General features: G+C 40.1%; 25 protein-coding genes and 1 riboswitch. Of the genes, 16 read left to right on the top strand and 9 right to left on the bottom strand.

Annotation, left to right across the window (positions count from 1 at the left end):
• Nucleotides 1-47: 47 nt before the first annotated feature.
• Nucleotides 48-980 carry a patatin-like phospholipase family protein gene (locus ACH0CI_RS05230; RefSeq protein ID WP_028414980.1) on the top strand — a complete coding sequence of 311 codons (933 nt, stop codon included), beginning with the start codon at nucleotides 48-50 and terminating at the stop codon, nucleotides 978-980.
• A gap of 11 nt (nucleotides 981-991) precedes the next feature.
• Here the strand turns inward: ACH0CI_RS05230 and ACH0CI_RS05235 are convergent, their stop codons facing one another.
• The gene (locus ACH0CI_RS05235; protein ID WP_406900974.1) at nucleotides 992-1,357 is read right to left on the bottom strand and encodes a DUF3221 domain-containing protein; all 366 of its coding nucleotides are present in this window, start codon (nucleotides 1,355-1,357) and stop codon (nucleotides 992-994) included.
• A gap of 173 nt (nucleotides 1,358-1,530) precedes the next feature.
• Between ACH0CI_RS05235 and ACH0CI_RS05240 the strand changes: the two genes are divergently transcribed.
• The 3 genes from ACH0CI_RS05240 to ACH0CI_RS05250 all read left to right on the top strand — a co-directional run bounded on the left by ACH0CI_RS05240 (nucleotide 1,531) and on the right by ACH0CI_RS05250 (nucleotide 3,165).
• Nucleotides 1,531-2,139, top strand: a complete 609-nt coding sequence (locus ACH0CI_RS05240) for a hypothetical protein (RefSeq protein ID WP_335706776.1) — start codon at nucleotides 1,531-1,533, stop codon at nucleotides 2,137-2,139.
• Nucleotides 2,140-2,275: 136 nt separating this feature from the next.
• On the top strand, nucleotides 2,276-2,536 hold the full coding sequence (locus tag ACH0CI_RS05245; protein WP_016765166.1) for a hypothetical protein: 261 nt from the start codon (nucleotides 2,276-2,278) through the stop codon (nucleotides 2,534-2,536).
• Nucleotides 2,537-2,826: 290 nt separating this feature from the next.
• Nucleotides 2,827-3,165 carry a hypothetical protein gene (locus tag ACH0CI_RS05250; protein WP_335706777.1) on the top strand — a complete coding sequence of 113 codons (339 nt, stop codon included), beginning with the start codon at nucleotides 2,827-2,829 and terminating at the stop codon, nucleotides 3,163-3,165.
• Nucleotides 3,166-3,208: 43 nt separating this feature from the next.
• On the opposite strand, the gene ACH0CI_RS05255 is transcribed toward ACH0CI_RS05250, so the two are convergent.
• Nucleotides 3,209-3,682, bottom strand: coding sequence for a YtxH domain-containing protein (locus tag ACH0CI_RS05255; protein WP_013058548.1), 474 nt, complete (start codon nucleotides 3,680-3,682; stop codon nucleotides 3,209-3,211).
• Nucleotides 3,683-4,009: 327 nt separating this feature from the next.
• Between ACH0CI_RS05255 and ACH0CI_RS05260 the strand changes: the two genes are divergently transcribed.
• On the top strand, nucleotides 4,010-5,488 hold the full coding sequence (locus ACH0CI_RS05260; RefSeq protein ID WP_335706778.1) for a glycoside hydrolase family 32 protein: 1,479 nt from the start codon (nucleotides 4,010-4,012) through the stop codon (nucleotides 5,486-5,488).
• Between the two features lie 131 nt (nucleotides 5,489-5,619).
• On the top strand, nucleotides 5,620-5,832 hold the full coding sequence (locus ACH0CI_RS05265) for a hypothetical protein (protein WP_406900976.1): 213 nt from the start codon (nucleotides 5,620-5,622) through the stop codon (nucleotides 5,830-5,832).
• Between the two features lie 3 nt (nucleotides 5,833-5,835).
• On the opposite strand, the gene ACH0CI_RS05270 is transcribed toward ACH0CI_RS05265, so the two are convergent.
• The 3 genes from ACH0CI_RS05270 to ACH0CI_RS05280 form a co-directional block, all read right to left on the bottom strand.
• On the bottom strand, nucleotides 5,836-6,117 hold the full coding sequence (locus ACH0CI_RS05270) for a hypothetical protein (protein ID WP_028414975.1): 282 nt from the start codon (nucleotides 6,115-6,117) through the stop codon (nucleotides 5,836-5,838).
• 199 nt (nucleotides 6,118-6,316) lie between these two features.
• Complete coding sequence (locus tag ACH0CI_RS05275; RefSeq protein ID WP_406900977.1) at nucleotides 6,317-7,561, bottom strand: MFS transporter; 1,245 nt, start codon at nucleotides 7,559-7,561, stop codon at nucleotides 6,317-6,319.
• The gene (locus tag ACH0CI_RS05280; RefSeq protein ID WP_028414973.1) at nucleotides 7,558-8,295 is read right to left on the bottom strand and encodes a MerR family transcriptional regulator; all 738 of its coding nucleotides are present in this window, start codon (nucleotides 8,293-8,295) and stop codon (nucleotides 7,558-7,560) included. Before ACH0CI_RS05280 ends, ACH0CI_RS05275 begins: the two co-directional genes overlap by 4 nt.
• An 83-nt stretch (nucleotides 8,296-8,378) precedes the next feature.
• On the opposite strand from ACH0CI_RS05280, the gene ACH0CI_RS05285 reads away from it, so the two are divergent.
• Together ACH0CI_RS05285 and ACH0CI_RS05290 are read left to right on the top strand one after the other, a co-directional pair.
• A complete protein-coding gene (locus ACH0CI_RS05285; RefSeq protein ID WP_154973223.1) occupies nucleotides 8,379-9,059 on the top strand; it encodes a CPBP family intramembrane glutamic endopeptidase in 681 nt (226 codons plus the stop codon).
• A 227-nt stretch (nucleotides 9,060-9,286) separates the two neighbouring features.
• Nucleotides 9,287-10,249: an aldo/keto reductase gene (locus tag ACH0CI_RS05290; protein WP_406900978.1), complete on the top strand. Its 963-nt coding sequence runs from the start codon at nucleotides 9,287-9,289 to the stop codon at nucleotides 10,247-10,249.
• A gap of 36 nt (nucleotides 10,250-10,285) precedes the next feature.
• Here ACH0CI_RS05290 and ACH0CI_RS05295 read toward each other — a convergent pair whose 3' ends face one another.
• Nucleotides 10,286-10,672, bottom strand: a complete 387-nt coding sequence (locus ACH0CI_RS05295; protein ID WP_335706781.1) for a MerR family transcriptional regulator — start codon at nucleotides 10,670-10,672, stop codon at nucleotides 10,286-10,288.
• A gap of 187 nt (nucleotides 10,673-10,859) precedes the next feature.
• Between ACH0CI_RS05295 and ACH0CI_RS05300 the strand changes: the two genes are divergently transcribed.
• Together ACH0CI_RS05300 and ACH0CI_RS05305 are read left to right on the top strand one after the other, a co-directional pair.
• Nucleotides 10,860-11,030 carry a hypothetical protein gene (locus ACH0CI_RS05300; RefSeq protein ID WP_165573631.1) on the top strand — a complete coding sequence of 57 codons (171 nt, stop codon included), beginning with the start codon at nucleotides 10,860-10,862 and terminating at the stop codon, nucleotides 11,028-11,030.
• A gap of 62 nt (nucleotides 11,031-11,092) precedes the next feature.
• On the top strand, nucleotides 11,093-11,251 hold the full coding sequence (locus tag ACH0CI_RS05305; protein ID WP_162200723.1) for a hypothetical protein: 159 nt from the start codon (nucleotides 11,093-11,095) through the stop codon (nucleotides 11,249-11,251).
• 18 nt (nucleotides 11,252-11,269) lie between these two features.
• Here the strand turns inward: ACH0CI_RS05305 and ACH0CI_RS05310 are convergent, their stop codons facing one another.
• A complete protein-coding gene (locus tag ACH0CI_RS05310; RefSeq protein WP_406900979.1) occupies nucleotides 11,270-11,464 on the bottom strand; it encodes a hypothetical protein in 195 nt (64 codons plus the stop codon).
• 250 nt (nucleotides 11,465-11,714) lie between these two features.
• Between ACH0CI_RS05310 and ACH0CI_RS05315 the strand changes: the two genes are divergently transcribed.
• From ACH0CI_RS05315 to ACH0CI_RS05330, 4 genes are all read left to right on the top strand, one after another.
• Entirely contained in the window at nucleotides 11,715-12,212 is a 498-nt protein-coding gene (locus ACH0CI_RS05315; RefSeq protein ID WP_335707503.1) for a hypothetical protein, read from the top strand.
• Nucleotides 12,213-12,276: 64 nt separating this feature from the next.
• Nucleotides 12,277-12,795, top strand: coding sequence for a GNAT family N-acetyltransferase (locus ACH0CI_RS05320; protein ID WP_335707501.1), 519 nt, complete (start codon nucleotides 12,277-12,279; stop codon nucleotides 12,793-12,795).
• A 2-nt stretch (nucleotides 12,796-12,797) separates the two neighbouring features.
• A complete protein-coding gene (locus tag ACH0CI_RS05325) occupies nucleotides 12,798-13,280 on the top strand; it encodes a DinB family protein (RefSeq protein WP_406900980.1) in 483 nt (160 codons plus the stop codon).
• Nucleotides 13,264-13,431: a hypothetical protein gene (locus ACH0CI_RS05330; protein ID WP_406900981.1), complete on the top strand. Its 168-nt coding sequence runs from the start codon at nucleotides 13,264-13,266 to the stop codon at nucleotides 13,429-13,431. The genes ACH0CI_RS05325 and ACH0CI_RS05330 overlap by 17 nt, the downstream gene beginning before the upstream one ends.
• Nucleotides 13,432-13,442: 11 nt before the next feature.
• Here the strand turns inward: ACH0CI_RS05330 and ACH0CI_RS05335 are convergent, their stop codons facing one another.
• Together ACH0CI_RS05335 and ACH0CI_RS05340 are read right to left on the bottom strand one after the other, a co-directional pair.
• On the bottom strand, nucleotides 13,443-14,084 hold the full coding sequence (locus ACH0CI_RS05335; protein WP_098626191.1) for a pyridoxamine 5'-phosphate oxidase family protein: 642 nt from the start codon (nucleotides 14,082-14,084) through the stop codon (nucleotides 13,443-13,445).
• A 124-nt stretch (nucleotides 14,085-14,208) separates the two neighbouring features.
• A complete protein-coding gene (locus ACH0CI_RS05340) occupies nucleotides 14,209-14,454 on the bottom strand; it encodes a hypothetical protein (RefSeq protein WP_028409779.1) in 246 nt (81 codons plus the stop codon).
• A 286-nt stretch (nucleotides 14,455-14,740) separates the two neighbouring features.
• On the opposite strand from ACH0CI_RS05340, the gene ACH0CI_RS05345 reads away from it, so the two are divergent.
• Nucleotides 14,741-15,751: an aldo/keto reductase gene (locus tag ACH0CI_RS05345; protein WP_335707499.1), complete on the top strand. Its 1,011-nt coding sequence runs from the start codon at nucleotides 14,741-14,743 to the stop codon at nucleotides 15,749-15,751.
• A gap of 230 nt (nucleotides 15,752-15,981) precedes the next feature.
• Nucleotides 15,982-16,085: riboswitch (purine riboswitch) on the top strand.
• A 156-nt stretch (nucleotides 16,086-16,241) separates the two neighbouring features.
• Nucleotides 16,242-17,120 (top strand): 5'-methylthioadenosine/S-adenosylhomocysteine nucleosidase, encoded by an 879-nt coding sequence (locus ACH0CI_RS05350; protein ID WP_406900983.1) that lies wholly within the window; start codon nucleotides 16,242-16,244, stop codon nucleotides 17,118-17,120.
• Nucleotides 17,121-17,323: the final 203 nt, after the last annotated feature.

The following is a 17,323-nucleotide window of genomic DNA, read 5'->3' on the forward strand; positions in this document are numbered from 1 at the left end:
AAAAAAGGGTATATAAAAACTAGAGAGTTACAAGGGAGGGGAAAAATGTGAAAGCAGATGCTGTGTTTGAAGGGGGAGGCGTTCGAGGAATTGCATTCACGGGTGCGATTGAAGCAATGGAAGAAAGCAATGTAGAATGGCAGCGTCTAGCAGGTACGTCAGCCGGAGCGTTGATTGCGGCACTTTTGGCGAGCGGCTATAAAAGCGGGGAAATTCGCAAGGAGCTTCAAAACATGGACTATGCTAAGTTTCGCGGGAAAACGATCATTAACCGAATTCCTCTCATTGGCAACTTGATTGAACTGATGGTTCATTTAGGTTTTTATAAAAATGATTATTTGGAAAAATGGGTGTACGGTCTGCTGCGTGAAAAAGGAATCGAAACGTTTGCAGATTTGCCTGCAGATAAGCTGAAAATTATTGCCTCAGATATTTCGAACGGACAGATGCTTGTGCTCCCTGACGATTTGCCCCGGTACGGAATGCAGCCAAGCGATATGAAGATTTCACAAGCCGTGATGATGAGTGCGTCCATTCCTTTTTTCTTTCGTCCCGTCATTTGGAAATCCAAAGGGTTCAAGAGGTCATACATTGTCGATGGAGCGCTTTTAAGCAATTTTCCGATTTGGCTGTTTGATACGGAGCATCCGCGTTTCCCGACGTTTGGTTTTCGATTTGTAAAAGAAGAAATTGATACAGCTGCTATTATTCCAACGCCTGTCCATTTATTTAAAAGCATGTTTACAACGATGCTGCAAGCTCACGATTTGCGGTATTTGAACGCGGAGACAAAAGAACGAACCGTACAAATTCCAACGGGTGTGATTACGGCAACGGATTTTGCCTTAAAGGAAGAAGAAATCGAGTTTTTATATGAATCTGGTTATATATCAGCCAAGCGCTTTTTAGAAAAGTGGGATTTTGAACAGCATAAAATGAATCGGACCGAACGTCCGCTGACGCGAAGGAAGCTCCTGTAACAGGAGCTTTTCTACGGCTGTTTTAAAATGTTGACTTCCACAGCCTCGCCTTTTGCGGGAACAGAATACTGAACGCTTTTGTCTTTTTTGAGCCATGCTTTAACGAGCTGTCCTTTTTTGTATGTTTGATCACCCGCAACTTTTACATAGATAGGCTGTACATCGCTTGAACCAAGTATTTCTTTTGTTGTATAGTCAAGCGCGGTATCTCGCGGAATGACGTTTGCAATAAGGATTTCATTCTGTTTCACTTGTAAAATGCGCCCTTGAACTAAATAGCCGGCTGGCTTTTTTGACTGCTCGGCGTTATCCGAACAGCCGCTTAAACAAATAAAAAAGAGAAGAAAAAGTGCAGCTGATTGAACGGTAAACTTCATAAAATCTCCTTTCCGTTTTAACATGACTACCATTATAGCGCGTTTGACCATTTCTTTTCCAGTTTTCGGAGAAAGCAAGAGGTAATTATTGACGTTATTTCAGCGCGCGTGATATGTTTTAACTCATAAACGCTATATTACTAGAAGCTATGCTTAGTACGGGAGGTCCTTGTATGGATGTTACCTTTTTAACCAATGTTATTCGACATATATTAGAACGAGATAATTTTGTCATAGACTTTGAAGAATCAGACGAACAGAATATTCATTTTTGGCATCGAGACGAGCCGTTTCGCCTTTTTATTTCAGAGCAAACGGAAAGTTATTTAGTATGGACCGTGTTTGAAAATGAAAAAGAACAGTGGAGCGGTAAGACATTTCTTCAAGAAGTGACGAATACGTGTAAAGACTGCAGTGAGCCAATCGCACACTGGATTTATAAAGATGGAGGCAAAGCAGGTTATTGCGATCGTTGTCTTCAAACGTTTGGAAATGCGTATTTTACCAATGCTGATGATATCAAGCAAAACCTTCATTTAATTGACGGTTCTATTTGTTTTATTACCGATGAAACCGGAAGCGACTGGTGGATTGCATATGAAGGATTCAAACGAGTAATTACAAGATTAGAAGAAAATCCCGATCAGAAAGTCGAAATGTACAAGCCTGAATATCCCGTCTTTAAATGGGAAATACATTTTCTAGAGGAAAACAATTCTGCTAGCTTTAAGTTCAAAGATGACTTTGCATCTGGAATTGTACCGAAGGGAAGAATACTCTAACATCCTTGTTATAAGGGTGTTTTTTCTTATAATGGGAAGTTTTTTTGAAAAAAATAATTAATTTAGGTTAAAAAGAAGGAATTAAAGGGTAAAGAGTAGAAGATATATCACTATAGGAAGAATGGGGGAAATAATTATGACAACTACAACAAATTTAACACTGGGGTACAAAATGTACACGATTGATTTTAGCCGTCCAACGCAGTCTAACGAGGCACTGCTTGATTTCTTTAAAGATGTGCAGCACAGACAGGGAAATAATGCAGAAAGCTTTTCTAAAACATTAATGGAAATTGAAGAAATCAAAACAAAATATGTAGATCATGAAATTGTCCTGCTGGCTAAATCGCTTGAACAGCAAATAAGCCGCTCAAATGCAGAAAAACTTGAGGTCTGATAATCACCAGAAATGGTCGATTTATCAGACCTTTTTTATTTTTATCGATGTAGCTCTGTCTCCATGGCTAAAGAGCAGCCAAGGAAACAGAGCTAGACCTAAGCGGAAGTTGTCCTCCCTTGCGGGCTGCCAACTTCCGCATACGTGGACCTTTTTGGGGGAATTCAAGGGGTCAGGGAATCTGGTAGCGTAGGTTTTTGGTCGACGATAAAATGCTGCACATTTCTCAGGACGTTTGATTTCATCAAAAGTTGTAGATGAATAGACTATTAAATCGTTGGAGGCGTTATATGGTTGGAATTTACAGCTGGAAGTGTGCAGTGAGTGGAATAAGTGTTGCGAGTGTCTACAGTAAGCAGCCGTCGTGGCAGCGGGAGTGTTATTTGGTGACACCTGGTAAAGTTTATTATGAGTCGTGCTATCAAGGGTACGGAGAGTTTGCGGGAATGGATATTTTTTGTTTGATGAGAGAACGCGGAGCGGAGCAAGAAGACAGTGAAGGGGTAGCGGCTTTTAAGCCTAAGATTGTGCTGGCGAAGTATTACAGCGGACAGCGTTATGAAGAACTGCCGGAATCAGAGCCGTGTCCGTATGGAGGCTATTTTTTTGAAGGGTGGAAGGAAGGATAGCGAATATACATAAAAGCTGTAGAGATATCTCTACAGCTCGTTATTAACGTCTTGTTTCATCGACAGATTGTTCTAAGTCACTTACTTCTTGCGTAATTGTATTTAATTCTTCTTGCACCGCTTCAGCTTCAAGAACAGGATCTTGAACGATTTCTGTCGTTTCAAGCTCTTCTGCTGCAGCCGTTTCTGCAAGCGGCTGTTCTTTAGCAGTGCGTAGAGATTTCACTTTGTTGACAACTTGCGAAGATTGTTCGGAGACTTTTTGTGAAAGACGAGCCGTGCGCTGTTTGAGGTCTTGGCCTTTTGCATATACCGTTTCTTTCACTTGACCTGTTTTAGCAAGTGCTTGATTCGCTCCGTCTTGAATAGAAGCACGCAGCTCTTTTCCTGACTTTGGCGCTACTAGTAAAGCTGTTGTTACACCCACTACGCTGCCTACTAAAGTGCCGACTAATAACTCTTTGCTTCCACCTTTTGTTTCTTTACCCACCGTTTCTTTTACGTTTTCTTTTGTCATGACATTTCCTCCTTTTATAATATGTAATATGAAGGGTTTACCATTTTGTTGAATACTTCCTGCAAAACGCAAATGATTCGCTAAAAAAATCTGCAAGTGCCGTCGGACGCTCGTACAGGCTGGTGAAATTTGATTGTATATAGTATTCAACCACCTGACAGAAAAACCTTCTTTTCTGCTATAAAAACAGAAAAAAACTTATCTATAAAATCCGACACAAGAAAACGACAACATTCGTTCTTTGGTAGCATTTTCACTTGAAATTTTATATCATAGAGGGCAAGGGGAATACGTTCTCTTTTTTTAAATGCTGGAGGGATTGAAGAAATGGCTGAATCGAAGTACAGAACGATTTTAGAAGCAAAATCTGGAGAGTTAGAAGTATTAAAAGACAAAGCAATCAAAGACAGCTGGCAGCCGATTTATCATATTCATCCACAGTACGGGCTGATGAATGATCCAAACGGATTGATTCAATTAAACGGTGAATATCACGTGTTTTATCAGTGGTATCCGTACGGTGCGATGCATGGAATGAAGCACTGGGCTCATGTGAAATCTACGGATTTAGTAACGTGGGAACGCCTTCCGGTTGCGTTAACGCCAACGGAAGAATATGAATCGCACGGCGCATACTCAGGCGGCGCGATTGAAAAAGATGGTCAAGGGCTGCTGTTTTATACGGGGAATGTAAAATACGAAGACGGCTCACGTTCAGCTAATCAATGTATCGCGATGCTAAACAGGGATGGAAGTGTAGAAAAATACACGCATAATCCAGCGGTACGAGGCGTTCCTGATGGATATACAGGACATGTGCGCGATCCGAAAGTATGGAAAGAAAATGATACATATTATATGCTGCTAGGCGCTCAGCGTGAAAACGAAACGGGCGCATTAATTGTGTATGAATCAAGCGATGCGCTTCAGTGGTCATTTAAAGGCGAAGTTCAAACATCGCTTCCTGACTTTGGCTATATGTGGGAGTGCCCGGATTACTTTAAACTGGACGGAAAAGATGTGTTTGTCTTTTCACCGCAAGGAATCAAAGCGGAGGGCCACGATTTTCATAATATTTATAATGTGATTTACGCGGTGGGAACATTTGATGTGGAAAGTTTAACGTTTGAAATGGAGTATTACCGTGAAATTGATAAAGGGTTTGACTTTTATGCACCGCAAACGTTCCAAGATGAAAGCGGACGTCGCTTGCTGTTTGCATGGATTGGAAACCCGGACGTTGACTATCCATCAGACGAATACGGATGGGCCCATGCATTAACGCTTCCTCGTGAGCTTTCGCTTGAAGGAAATGAACTTGTTCAAAAGCCTGTAGAAGAGTTAAATAAGCTTCGAGATCAAGCGGTTCATTTTAGAGGAACGCTAAGAAATGAAGAAGTGATCATTGATGAAGCAACAAACAATGCCTATGAAATCAATATGACGTTCCGCGAGATAGCGGCCAAACAGTTTGGTTTAGAGCTGTTTAATAGTAAAGAAGAAGAGCTTCGCCTCGTGTTTGATACAGAAAAGCAAGAAGTGCGACTCGACCGCTCTTCATTCCACCATCAATATGCAGCGGAATACGGTGTGGTTCGCTCTGAAAAATGGACGGCGTCAAATGAAGTCGATGTTCGCGTATTTGTCGACAAAAGCATTGTCGAAATTTATATAAACGGCGGCAAAATTGTCTTCACTTCCCGCGTTTTCCCGAAAAAAGATTCCAAATCAGCTGTAAATGTATTTGCAGAGGGATCTGTGGACTACCGTATTGATTATTACGGTATGTCGCGCGGCATTTCGTAAATGAGAAAAGAAGCTGTGACAAAAGTACTTTAGCGCAAGTGAAAAACGAACCACTAATTAACATGTTTGATTAGTGGTTCGTTTTTTTACGATGGTAAATATAGTTTTATCTGTTTCGTTCCTTCTAGCAGTTGATTGGAGGGCAAGGCGAAGACTCCTGCGGGACAAGCAGAAGAGGTGAGACCCCGCAGGAGCCAAGCGACGAGGAGGCGCTCAGCAGCCGCCCGCGGAAAGCGAAGCCTTGCACGAAAATCAACTGCGGTGTAACAAGCGGTTCAGCTCATGTATCTCATTTGTTCGTCTTTAGGTTAGCTTCATTTCGTTATGTTTTAACCTTTTTTTGAGCTCTATAAAAATAAAATACAAATACAAGAAGCAACTAAATGAGGAACGGCTGCAATAATAAAACGTTTCATCCATTCTGTATCCTCTCGCTGCCGGACCGGGGTAAAGTAAGGTCCTCTCGTTTCAAATCGAAATGTATCCAGTAAGGTTACGAGTGCAATTGCCGTAAGTAATATGCCAAGAGGGCCTGAAATATAGTAAATATACTGCCAGTTGCCTGCTGTAATAGAAATGATAATTACAATAATTAAAGATATAATGCCAGATATTAATCCCGTTTTCAAACTAAAAATCTCCTTACATCCAGTTTTTGCTTATCTATTTTACCATAACCGAATGAAGGTTTGTATATACGGCTCCGGACTGATATTTACTTTTTGGCTGTTCTTCGATGTAAGTATCTTCTCGTATAAAAAGAGTTTCCTAGCAAAAGCAGTGTCCCTAAAATCCAGCCAGCTGCAGGGGAATAAGGAAAGATATTTTTTATGCGTCAATCTGAACGTTTCTTTCCGGTTTATCACGCAGCGGCATCACCATACTCACAAATCCAATGACTACTACGATGATTGCCGCCGTTAAAAAAGTCGTCTGAGCACCTGCGAGCTTTACGACCATGCCTCCAAGAACAGGAGCAGTAAGTAAAACGGCGCTCGTTAAGGTGTTAATGAATCCGTACACTTTCCCTAGGTGCTCTTTGTCACTGTACTTTTGAACGATATAGTTAAACAGCAGCAAATTAAGTCCAACTCCGGCGCCACCGATAGGTGCAGCAATCAAAATAAAATAGCGCGACATAACGGCTGGGTTAAAGCAGCTAATAAAAAATAAAGAACCTCCAAATAGAAGCAGTCCAAGTGATAAAAGTCTAAATGGATGGTGAACCTGTTTTTTTCGATTAAGATACACTCCTGTTGTTAGCGCTCCCAGCCCGATTCCAGAAAGCAGCCAGCCGAGCATTTCCGGGTTATGAGGGAGCACATCTCGAAGAAAGATGCTAATTTGAGCATCAACAAGCATGACGACAAAGTATGAAATGTGAAACAAAACAACGACACGTAAAAGAATCGGGTGCTGAAAAACGAGTTTCCAACCGTTTGAGTACGTTTCTTTCGGTTGATGGGAAGAACGAGCAGCTTGCCCTTGAATATTTTTACCTGCTTTTTTAAGTGAAAACAGCACGCCGATAGAAATCATACAAGCTGCGGCGTTAACTAAAATACATGCTTTAGGTGTTGTAAACGTCAGCGCGGCGGCTCCGAGAAACGGTCCCACAACTTTGGCAATTTGAAACATAATGTTTTGTAAAGTAGAGGCCTGCAGCAGCTGGTCTTCTTTGACCACTTCTCGAACGCAAGCGAGCTGTGCGGGCACTTTCATAACAGAACTCATAGAGCGCAGCGTCAGCACCCCTAGTGCCAAAAGCGGTTCATTTGTGAAAAATAACAGACATGTAAACAGAAGACGGACTAGTTCAGACAGAAACATCAGCTGTACTTTGTTGTAGCGGTCTGCTAAATTTCCAGCTGCTTGACTTAGCAGGATGCTAGGCAAAGCGTACGCGACAGGAATAAGCGTAATCCAGAGGGAATTTGCGTGCCACACGTATGTAAAAAGCGTCATCACCGCAAACATATCAAATAAATCTCCGAAGCTTGCCGCAGTACTTGAAATAAATAATTTTTTATAAGAAGAATTAGCAAACAGCTTTTCTTTTTTCAATACTTTCATTCCTTTATGTGTTGCTCGTAAAAAATAATCGCATCTTCAATAAATTGAAGGACTTCGCTGTCAATAGGATAGAGATTAAGTGAACTGGATGCCTCAGGAGATTTGCGAATATCCCAAAAGGCTTTCTCTAAATCGGTATGAGGGCCAAATAGCTCACTTGATAAAAGCAGTATATCCGCCGCAATCAGCTGGCCATCTTCAGACTGTGGTGCACGCTGATGCTTTAAACACAGCTGAATTCGTTTAATGATACTGATCCATTTATCAGCACTCTCATTCTCCAGTTTAGGCATATCACGCTGCAGAATCTCACTTTCTTCTATTGAAAGCAGATCAGTCCAGCTGCTTTGCGTAGTAGGCTGATTGTGAACTAAAGGAAGGAGCTGCTTCCAGTTTAGTTCACCTTCTATTTTTATACTGTTGCGAAGAGTGTGGGTGTGTTCTAAAGCTCGCTGAATTTCTGAAGCTTTTTGCTGAAGTTTTTGCTGATGAATCGCTAAAAGTTCATCAATACTTACTTGATGAAGAATAAGTTCAATATCTCGCAAAGGAACGGCTAAGTTTTTTAACAGGGTAATTTTCTCTAGTGTGACTAAGTCCGTTTCTGAGTAGGAGCGTTTTCCATTTTCGGCTTTTGACGATGGATGAAGCAATCCGATTTGATCGTAGTAACGAAGCGTACGCACCGTGAGTCCTAATTTTTTAGCGGCTTGCCCCGTAGAAAAATAAATCATGTTTAATCCCTCCAAAAAAATGCTTGCAGGTAACGTTACGTCACCTTTTACACTGAATATATGTAAAAGGGAGGCGAAGTAAATTGAAACAACAAAATCAAGGATTATGGACAATAAAATCATTTGTAATTATGCTAGTCGTTACGTTTATTGGTGTTCCTGTTTTCATTGAAGGAGCATTGCAGCACGTTTTCCAGTCGCTATTTAAAAGTGAGCTCTATGCTGGAACAGCTACTGGATTTGTTATGGCAACTGTGTTTTTATCAGCTCTGTATTGGCTGATGGTGCAGGCTGGTGATAGAAAAATTGGTTTTCAATCGTTTTCAAAACGTCACTGGCCGCTCATTCTTTTTTGGCTTTTTGTGCTGATCTTAGGAAGTGTGGCAATTGTTGTACTCATGGAATGGTTTGGTATGACGTATGAAAATAAAAAAACAGCCAGTTTACAGCATGACCTGTCGCTGTTTTCATTTATACTTGCTTTTGTTTCAGCTGCTGTGATCTCACCTTTTTACGAAGAGATTATTTACCGAGGTTTTTTTTATACGTGGCTGAAACGTAAAGGAGGGATTGTATTTGGATTGGCGGGAAGTTCGTTTATCTTTATGCTGGTGCATATTCCAACGTACAATACCTTGCCCGTTAACTTTTTTTCAGGTCTCGTATTCGCTTGGGTGTACGAAAAAACAAAGTCGTTGCTTCCTAGTATGATCATTCACGCTTGTTTTAATGGAATTGCCGTGATTTTAACGGCGGCAGCTTAATGTAGTTTCGATAATGGGTAAGCTATGATTTATCTTACCATATTATGTCTAATGAAGAAGCGAATTGTAAAAAAATAAGCGGGAAATGAACCAAAAAACTGCTAGAAGCACTGCCTATTCCTAACAGTTTTTTGTATATGCACGCACGCTCAAGGCTTGTCTTAAAGTGCACATTAAGGTGTATGATAATAGTGACTATAAACAGAAATAAAAAGGAGAGGGTATCGATGCAATATCGAAAGCTTGGAACAACAGGTCTGGAAGTATCAAATTTATGTCTAGGTACCATGGCGTTTGGACGATGGATTGACGAAAAAGTGTCGGCAGCTATTTTACATAGCGCCATTGAAAATGGAATTAACTTCATTGACACAGCCAACTATTACGGAAAAGGGCAGGATGAAGAGTTTAGATATGGCACAGGGGAATCTGAAGAAATTATTGGACGCGCGTTAAAAGGAAAACGAGATGATGTTGTGCTTGCAACAAAAGTCGGCATTGCCGTAGGAAAAGGCAAAAATGATCAAGGTCTTTCACGCACACATATTATGAGAGAAGTTGATAATCAGCTGCGACGACTGCAGACGGACTACATTGATCTTTATCAAGTTCATCTTTTTGATCACCATACCCCTATGGAAGAAACGCTTCGCACGCTAGATGATTTAGTTCGTCAAGGCAAAGTTCGTTATATTGGCTGCTCCAATTATGCCGCGTGGCAAATCGCAAAGTCTCATCATATTAGTGACAACATGGATCTTGAAAAATTTATTTCCGTTCAGCCTCAGTACAATCTTCTCTCTCGTGAAATTGAGCAAGAGCTGCTGCCGTTTAGTCAATCCGAAGGTGTAGGCGTTATGGTATACAGTCCGTTAGCGCGCGGCATGCTTTCAGGCAAATATAAAACACCAAATGACGTGCCGCCAGAAAGTCGTGCTGCACATGGTGAAAAGCTGCTGCGAAACTACTTTACTGACCGAAACTTTCAGCTGGTGGAGCAGTATCGCAAGTTAGCAGAACAACATGAAGTAAGCTTGTCTCAGTTTGCTCTTTCATGGGTGCTAAATCAGCCCGCTGTGACATCAAGCATTATCGGAGCTAGTAAATTGCACCACGTAACAGATGCAGTTGAAATCAGCGATTGGACATGGTCAGAAGAACTGCTAAACACCGTAAATTCACTGTATTGATAAAAAGTCCGCAGGTGCACCTGCGGACTTTTGTGTTTATATTTTAATTTCTTTTTGCTCTAACCTTGCTTCTAGTGAGTCGTACAAAGCCAACTTGTAGTTAATTTGCTCGAGGTATTTAAAGGTTTTGGCCATTTCTTCTTCTACCGCTTCTTTGTGCTGAAGCATCATGTTTTTTCGTTCTTTAATCGTGCTTTCCCCTTGTTTATAGAGCTCTACATAGCGCTTGATTTCTGCAAGCGGCATGCCTGTTGAGCGCAGAGCTAAGACAAAACGGATCCATTCAATATTCGTATCATTATAGAGGCGCTTTCCATTTTCATCACGCTCTACAAAAGGAAGGATTCCTTCTTTTTCATAGTAGCGTAAAGTTGGTGCGGAAAGCCCGGTTTTTTCATTCATTTCTTTCATGCTATAAGACAAGATTGTTCACTCCCACTTATGAATCGTAAAGCTTACTTTAAGGTATATGATAATCGATGGTTGAACGTTTTATCAAATTCTTTTTCAGTTATTTTTTAAAAAAATGGAACTTTTATACATTTTGTCCGTAATAACAAGTAGACAATAAGAAACTTACTGTAAAAGGTTAAGTAAAGGGGATAGAGTAATGAAAAAAATAAAATGGATTAGTTTTATACTGCTGCTGATTTCAAGCGGAGTGTTTTTTATCAATCATCAGTACGCCATTTTACTAGCGGCTTGGACCGCTTACGGAATGGCTTTATCAGTCCTGGTTTATTTCTTTTCATACGGCATGAGTGATTCAAATCAAGAATAAAAACCGTATGCGCGTTTCTTATTGTCTTCAAAATAAAAGCAAAAAAAGAAAGGGTGGAAGAAATGGGAGAACTTTTTTGGATGATTTTTTTCGGAGCGTGTATTTGGGTTCCACTAATTTGGAATAAAATTGCGATTGGCAAGCGCATCGCTTACGAAGAAAAGAAAGCAGGACGTGATTTAACAGGAGAAATCAATCCGTTTACTGGAGGAAGAATGTAAATAGAGATTAAGACATCTCTAAATTACTCCCATTGAAAGACGAACAAATAGGATAAATGAGCTCATATGAATTGTTTGTGACACCGCTGTTAATTTCCGTGCAAGGCTTCGCTTTCCGCGGGCGGCCGGTGAGCCTCCTCGTCGCTTACGCTTCTGCGGGGTCTCACCTGTTCCGCTTTTCCCGCAGGAGTCTTGGCCTTGCCCTCCAATCAACAGCTATAAGCAGCTACCTACATAAAACTTACATTCAGCCTATCCATAAAAAATCCGAACGAATTTAATTCTCTACCAAGAATCTCAATGCATCGTTCAAATTTCCCTACCACTAATAAAATACGTTTGTTTCAGCCTCTTCATTAGTAAAGAAAACAATAGTTTAATTTTGTTATTAATAGTATAATTAACCATATTTATTTTGAATAGAAAGGCTGATGAAAAGGTGTCAACATTCTTTTTGGCCGGCATGGTACTTGTGCTGGTGATGATTATTTTTTCGCGTACGCTGTGGGTTCCCAGCGGAGTGGTAGAACGTCTCAGCAAGAAAAAGTGGTTTCAAAACCATTGGCTGAGCGGAGGCTATTTGTTTGGCATTAATGCTTTATATTTTGGTACTACAATATGTTTACTCTTTCTTCCTATCTTTACTAATATCCCTTATTTACATCTTGTTCTTATGTTTTTAGCGACGATTGTAAGTATTTTTACGTGGAGCGCCTTTAGTGCAGCGTGGACAGGGTCATTTAAAAATCGTCTTAAAATGGCTTTAACAGGAAGCAGCTTTTACTTGATAGTCGCATTGATTATGGTGATCCAGTGGCTAAGCGTTAAGCCTCTGTATCCCAATGAAGATACGTTTATGCGAGCTTTAGGATGGATGCTTGGCTTCTTCGTCTCAGCCGTCGCTTTTAGTATATGTTTTATCTTCACTGCGTTTCTTGGAAAACGTTCAGCACGTGTGTAAGGATTTTATCCGTTTATTAACGTTTTTTTCTAGTTAACTACTATTGACGAAAGCAGGGGTAAACGTGATTCGAGAAATTTCAGCTTCTGATGCAGCCGCTTTTTTAACGTTAAATAAAAAGCTTGATAAAGAAACCGCCTATATGCTGTACGAGGAAAATGAGCGTGCGATTACGCTTGAACAGCAGAAAAAAATGATTACCACTTTTTTAAAGATGCCGAACTCAACCATTTTAGTGGCGGAACAAGACGGACAGCTTGTTGGTCATTTATCTGTGATTGGAGGAAGCGTTAACCGAAAAAAACACAGCGCATACTTAGCTGTTGGCGTGCTTCATTCTTATGGAAACCGAGGTATCGGCACTGCGTTGTTTGAAGAAATGGAGAAATGGGCAGCGCAGAGCGGCATTAAACGAGTAGAGCTAACGGTTATGACACATAATGAACTGGCCATTTCGCTGTATAAAAAGATGGGCTTTAAAATAGAAGGGAAAAAAGTATGTTCACTCGTTGTAGATGGAAAATCAGTCGATGAATATTATATGGGGAAGGTTTTTGAAAAAACGTGTTTAAAGGAGAAATGAACATGGAAACGACGATTGTTCAGTTAAACGAATGGATGGTAAAGCTTCCTAAAAAGCTTGAAGTACTCTCTGAAGCAGAGGCGTCAAACCGTCCTGCTCCTAAGAAATGGTCACCAAAAGAAATTGTGGGCCACTTATGTGACTCTGCCATTCACAATTTGCAGCGCTTTATCAACGTGCAGCATGAAAAAAATCCTTGTGTACTGACGCCTTATAAACAAGATGAATGGGTAGAGCTGCAGCACTATCAAGATACGCCGATGGCAGAAGTAGTTGCCCTGTGGCGCAGTTTAAATAAGCAAATTGCTTCCGTTCTTTTGCATATACCAACAGAAAAGCATACGTATCAATTCGAACTAGGAGATGGAAAGTTCGTTTCGCTCCAGTGGTTGGCTAAAGATTATATCGCTCATTTGGAGCATCATATCAAGCAAATCGACGCTCAAATGCCGCTAGGAGGCAAAGAGGATGAAAAAAGAACATAAAAAAGAAGAATCTCAGGTGAAAGTAGATTTTAGAGTAGGCCGCGCCTATGGTGATCATGAATACATAGGATCTTCGAAAAAAGGCGTGCTTCTTGCTTTGTTACCCGTTCTGATCATTGCTGGAGGTATATTTTTTTTGATGGTAAAATGATAAAAGCCGCATTATAGCGGCTTTTTTTCATAAAGGTGCTGGGTTTTGCTTCCTTCGGGATTGTTGAGGCTTTCTAGGGTGGAAAAGCCTGCGTGTTCTGCGACTATTTTAGCTGCAGAAGGAAGCGTTTCGACTCTTTCCCAAGATTCTGGGTTCCACAGTTTTGATCGCTTGAACGCTTTGCTGCAGTGGAGAAAGCACTCTTGTACTTCGACGCCGATAGCGAGCAGAGGAGTTTTATTTTGAACCGCCATTGTTTCAAGCAGCGCTTTTTCTTTTACAATGCAAGCTTTGCCGTTAATACGCAGCGTTTCTTCTATGCCTGGAATTAAAAAAAGCAGCCCTATTTGAGGATTAGATAAAATATTTTCCAATGAATCTACTTTTTGATTGCCGCGCCTCTCTGGAATCAACAGCCTTTTCTCATCGACGACTTGTACAAAACCAGCATGATCACCTCGTGGAGAGCTGTCGCAAATTCCTTTATGATCAGCTGTAGCGATGATGACAAAAGGGGAATGTTTAATAAATTCCCGGCAGTGTCGATCTAAATAAGGAATTATTTTTTGATGCGCCAATTTGTTAGGCGCGCCGACTATACGTCGAAGCTCTTCCTTCGTTTTTACTCGTTCTTTAAAGTGACCGTTTTTCATTCCTCTTTTCACTCCTACAGTTTGCGTATACTGAAAATACCATTTTTACATATGAAATTCTATGTTTTTATATTAAAAAAACAGAAAAATCAGTATATTGAAAAGAAGGAGAAGCATGGTAACGCTAATTTCGGTCTTTTTTTAAGTTTTTGATTGCGTTATCAAATATGTCATTAACCGTTTTCATATGTTCACTGACAAGATGGTCGGAGTCTTTTTCTCTCTGGCGCATGTCTTTTAACAAATCATCCATATCATCTAGCAAACTTTGAAAATACTCATCTTTTTGTTCTTCTTTCATTGTGGAATCGTCCATTTCATCAAGCTTATCGAGCTTATCTTCAATTTTTTTGAAGTATTCATCTCTCAAAATTCTCACCTCATTTATAAAGTAGCTTTCTGCTTATTGTATGCAAAATGTTTGTTTGCATGAGTAAGAAGTAGAAAGGGTATAAAGAAAAAAGAGTCTAAAAAGCTCATTTGCATCTTAGTAGGTTACTTTTTAGTTCCCATATTACTTTAAAGTGCGTACTTTTTTTTCGTGTTTGTATGCTTCATAATAAATTTTGTCAGGGAATAATAAGACATTTAATAGATTGATTATACGAATCAAATTCTAAAATAGAGGTATAAAAATTTCAGGAGGTTTTATTCATATGAGAGAGATACTGCAAGGAAAACTAGGTTTTGGAACAGCACCACTAGGCAATATGTATCGCAATATTCCAGAAGAAGAGGCCATCGCAACGGTTGATGCTGCTTGGGAAAGCGGCATCCGCTACTTTGACGCAGCCCCTCTTTACGGAGCTGGCTTAGCAGAAATGCGCCTTGGTGAAGCACTATCAAAAAGAAACCGCGATGAGTATGTGCTAAGTACAAAGGTAGGTCGCGTCATTTCAGATGAATTGGAAGATATATCTTCACGTGATATGGGAGAAAAAGGCGGGCTTTTTGAATTCGGCCGTAAAAATAAAATTATTAATGACTATAGCGCTGATGCAACTCTTCGTTCAATTGAGCAAAGCTTAAACCGTTTAAAAACAGATCGCTTAGACTTTGTGTATATTCATGATGTTGCGCAAGATTTTTATGGAGATGAGTGGGTAGGACAATTTGAATCTGCTCGAACGGGCGCATTTCGTGTGCTTACACGTTTGCGCGAAGAAGGAGTTATAAAAGGATGGGGACTTGGAGTAAACCGAGTGGAACCAATCGAAATTATGCTGGAATTGGAAGAAGCAAAGCCCGATGTATCGCTGTTAGCTGGTCGATACACGCTGTTAGATCATGAACGTGCGCTGCAGCGAGTGATGCCCGAAGCTGTAAAGCATAATATGGACATCGTTGTCGGCGGACCATACAGCTCAGGCGTTCTTGCTGGAGGTACACACTTTGAATATCAAAAAGCGTCTTCAGACATTATGGCAAAAGTAGAAAAAATCAAAGCCATTGCAGATCGTCATCAGATCAGCATTAAGGCTGCTGCTGTACAGTTCTCGCTTGCTAATCCAGCGGTTGCTGCCGTTATTCCTGGCGCCAGTCGTCCAGAGCGTATTGCAGAAGACAAAGCGGCATTAAACACGGTAATTCCGGCAGCCTTCTGGGAAGAAATGCGTGAACAGAAGCTTGTAGCGTCACATGCACCGCTGCCAATAAACGTTAAATGAAGGTAGAACGGTAAATAGTAAGTAGAAAAAGAGTCTGGGACAAAAGTATTTTAGACGAAGTGAAAAACGAACCATTGATCAAAATCTTTGATTAGTGGTTCGGTTTTTTTGTTTTGAAATAGGGATTTGTCATACATTTAGTAAGAATTGACTAAAGACGAACAATTAAAATAAATAATATTAAAATATTCGCTTTTTATATTGAATAACCATTTTATATTTGATACATTTAGACAGTGAAAAATATTACTCGTATATGCTTGGAAATATGGTCTAAGTGTCTCTACCTGGTTCCCATTCAAAGAACTGGACTACGAGTTAAAGTATAAAAATGTTCGGTTTACCCAGACAGAAGCTGTATTCCGTACTTAATTTCTTATACTTTGACTCTAAAAAACGTAGACCATGAAACATGCTCTAGGTTTTTTTCTTTTGTCCAATCATCGAGTGTATGAAACAGCAAAACGAAATGGAGTGAAAGTAACGATCTATGAAAAACAAGATGTTAAAAACAGGGGCTTTATTTACTATTGGTATGGTTTTACTGCTATCTATACTTGCCGGGTGTAATTCAGCTTCAAAAAAAGAAGCTGGAGATAAACAGAAGCAGCAGCCTATTATTGTGCAAGGACCGATGCCGATAGAAGCGCAGAAATTCGCTAAAAAATTAGAAAATGTAAAAGAAGAAAAGTCAGGGAATTTTGTTTTTTACAAAGGAACTGTCGATAATTATCCAGTCATCGTGGTTAAAACAGGAAAAGGAATGGAAAACACGGCAGCTGCTACAGCGATAGCTATAGAAAAATACCATCCTAAAGCAATTATCAACCAAGGAACATCGGGCGGGCATGATGAAAACCTGAACGTGTTTGATATTGTATTAGGAAAGCGAACAACGAATATAGGCTCTTTAAAAACAGAAGATAAAAAAGAAGAGGAAGGAATGGATCCTACTGCTTGGAAGCCGATGGATTTAATGGCTTCTGAAGGAAGCGCTGGAGAAGATCCTAATGCTGAAAAAGCTCGTTATTATGAAGGAGATAAGAAGTTACTTGCGGCTGCAAATGCAGTAAAAGATACATATAAAAAAGGAAAAGTGGTTGAAGGAACGATAGGATCAGCAGACACGTGGAATAACGAAGTGGATCGAATTAAGTGGTTCCATACTAAGTTCGGGACGTCCGTAGAAGAAATGGAAGGCGCAGCGGCAGCACAAATTGCAGGAAGCTACGACGTTCCATTCTTGGGTATCAGAGTGTTATCTAACAACAAAGTAAACGGTGGAAAATATAATCCAAATACAGCAGCCGCTTGCCAAGACTATGTTTATGAAGTAATTAAACATTATATCAGCACAAACGCTAAGTAAATCTTTATTTAAAAAAGCATCAAAGCTTTTGTTTCTCTAACAAAAGGCTTTGATGCTTTTTTCGTCATGTCTATAGGGGTTTACTGTATTTACTTAGTATGAAGACGGATGGCAGAGTTCATAATATCCTCCTTTAGATAAAATACTTTACTTATAAACATACTAAGAATTAAGAATTGAGACAAGAAAAATTGAATCAGTAA

Source organism: Priestia sp. 179-F W1.4 NHS, assembly GCF_045369295.1.
GTDB lineage: Bacteria > Bacillota > Bacilli > Bacillales > Bacillaceae_H > Priestia > Priestia zanthoxyli.

Excerpts from the sequence above, each read along its gene's own strand:
- ACH0CI_RS05235 (WP_406900974.1), bottom strand. The coding sequence starts at position 1,357 with ATGAAGTTTACCGTTCAATCAGCTGCACTTTTTCTTCTCTTTTTTATT.
- ACH0CI_RS05240 (WP_335706776.1), top strand. The coding sequence starts at position 1,531 with ATGGATGTTACCTTTTTAACCAATGTTATTCGACATATATTAGAACGA.
- ACH0CI_RS05245 (WP_016765166.1), top strand. The coding sequence starts at position 2,276 with ATGACAACTACAACAAATTTAACACTGGGGTACAAAATGTACACGATT.
- ACH0CI_RS05250 (WP_335706777.1), top strand. The coding sequence starts at position 2,827 with ATGGTTGGAATTTACAGCTGGAAGTGTGCAGTGAGTGGAATAAGTGTT.
- ACH0CI_RS05255 (WP_013058548.1), bottom strand. The coding sequence starts at position 3,682 with ATGACAAAAGAAAACGTAAAAGAAACGGTGGGTAAAGAAACAAAAGGT.
- ACH0CI_RS05260 (WP_335706778.1), top strand. The coding sequence starts at position 4,010 with ATGGCTGAATCGAAGTACAGAACGATTTTAGAAGCAAAATCTGGAGAG.
- ACH0CI_RS05275 (WP_406900977.1), bottom strand. The coding sequence starts at position 7,561 with ATGAAAGTATTGAAAAAAGAAAAGCTGTTTGCTAATTCTTCTTATAAA.
- ACH0CI_RS05280 (WP_028414973.1), bottom strand. The coding sequence starts at position 8,295 with ATGATTTATTTTTCTACGGGGCAAGCCGCTAAAAAATTAGGACTCACG.
- ACH0CI_RS05290 (WP_406900978.1), top strand. The coding sequence starts at position 9,287 with ATGCAATATCGAAAGCTTGGAACAACAGGTCTGGAAGTATCAAATTTA.
- ACH0CI_RS05300 (WP_165573631.1), top strand. The coding sequence starts at position 10,860 with ATGAAAAAAATAAAATGGATTAGTTTTATACTGCTGCTGATTTCAAGC.
- ACH0CI_RS05305 (WP_162200723.1), top strand. The coding sequence starts at position 11,093 with ATGGGAGAACTTTTTTGGATGATTTTTTTCGGAGCGTGTATTTGGGTT.
- ACH0CI_RS05315 (WP_335707503.1), top strand. The coding sequence starts at position 11,715 with ATGGTACTTGTGCTGGTGATGATTATTTTTTCGCGTACGCTGTGGGTT.
- ACH0CI_RS05325 (WP_406900980.1), top strand. The coding sequence starts at position 12,798 with ATGGAAACGACGATTGTTCAGTTAAACGAATGGATGGTAAAGCTTCCT.
- ACH0CI_RS05330 (WP_406900981.1), top strand. The coding sequence starts at position 13,264 with ATGAAAAAAGAACATAAAAAAGAAGAATCTCAGGTGAAAGTAGATTTT.
- ACH0CI_RS05335 (WP_098626191.1), bottom strand. The coding sequence starts at position 14,084 with ATGAAAAACGGTCACTTTAAAGAACGAGTAAAAACGAAGGAAGAGCTT.
- ACH0CI_RS05345 (WP_335707499.1), top strand. The coding sequence starts at position 14,741 with ATGAGAGAGATACTGCAAGGAAAACTAGGTTTTGGAACAGCACCACTA.
- ACH0CI_RS05350 (WP_406900983.1), top strand. The coding sequence starts at position 16,242 with ATGAAAAACAAGATGTTAAAAACAGGGGCTTTATTTACTATTGGTATG.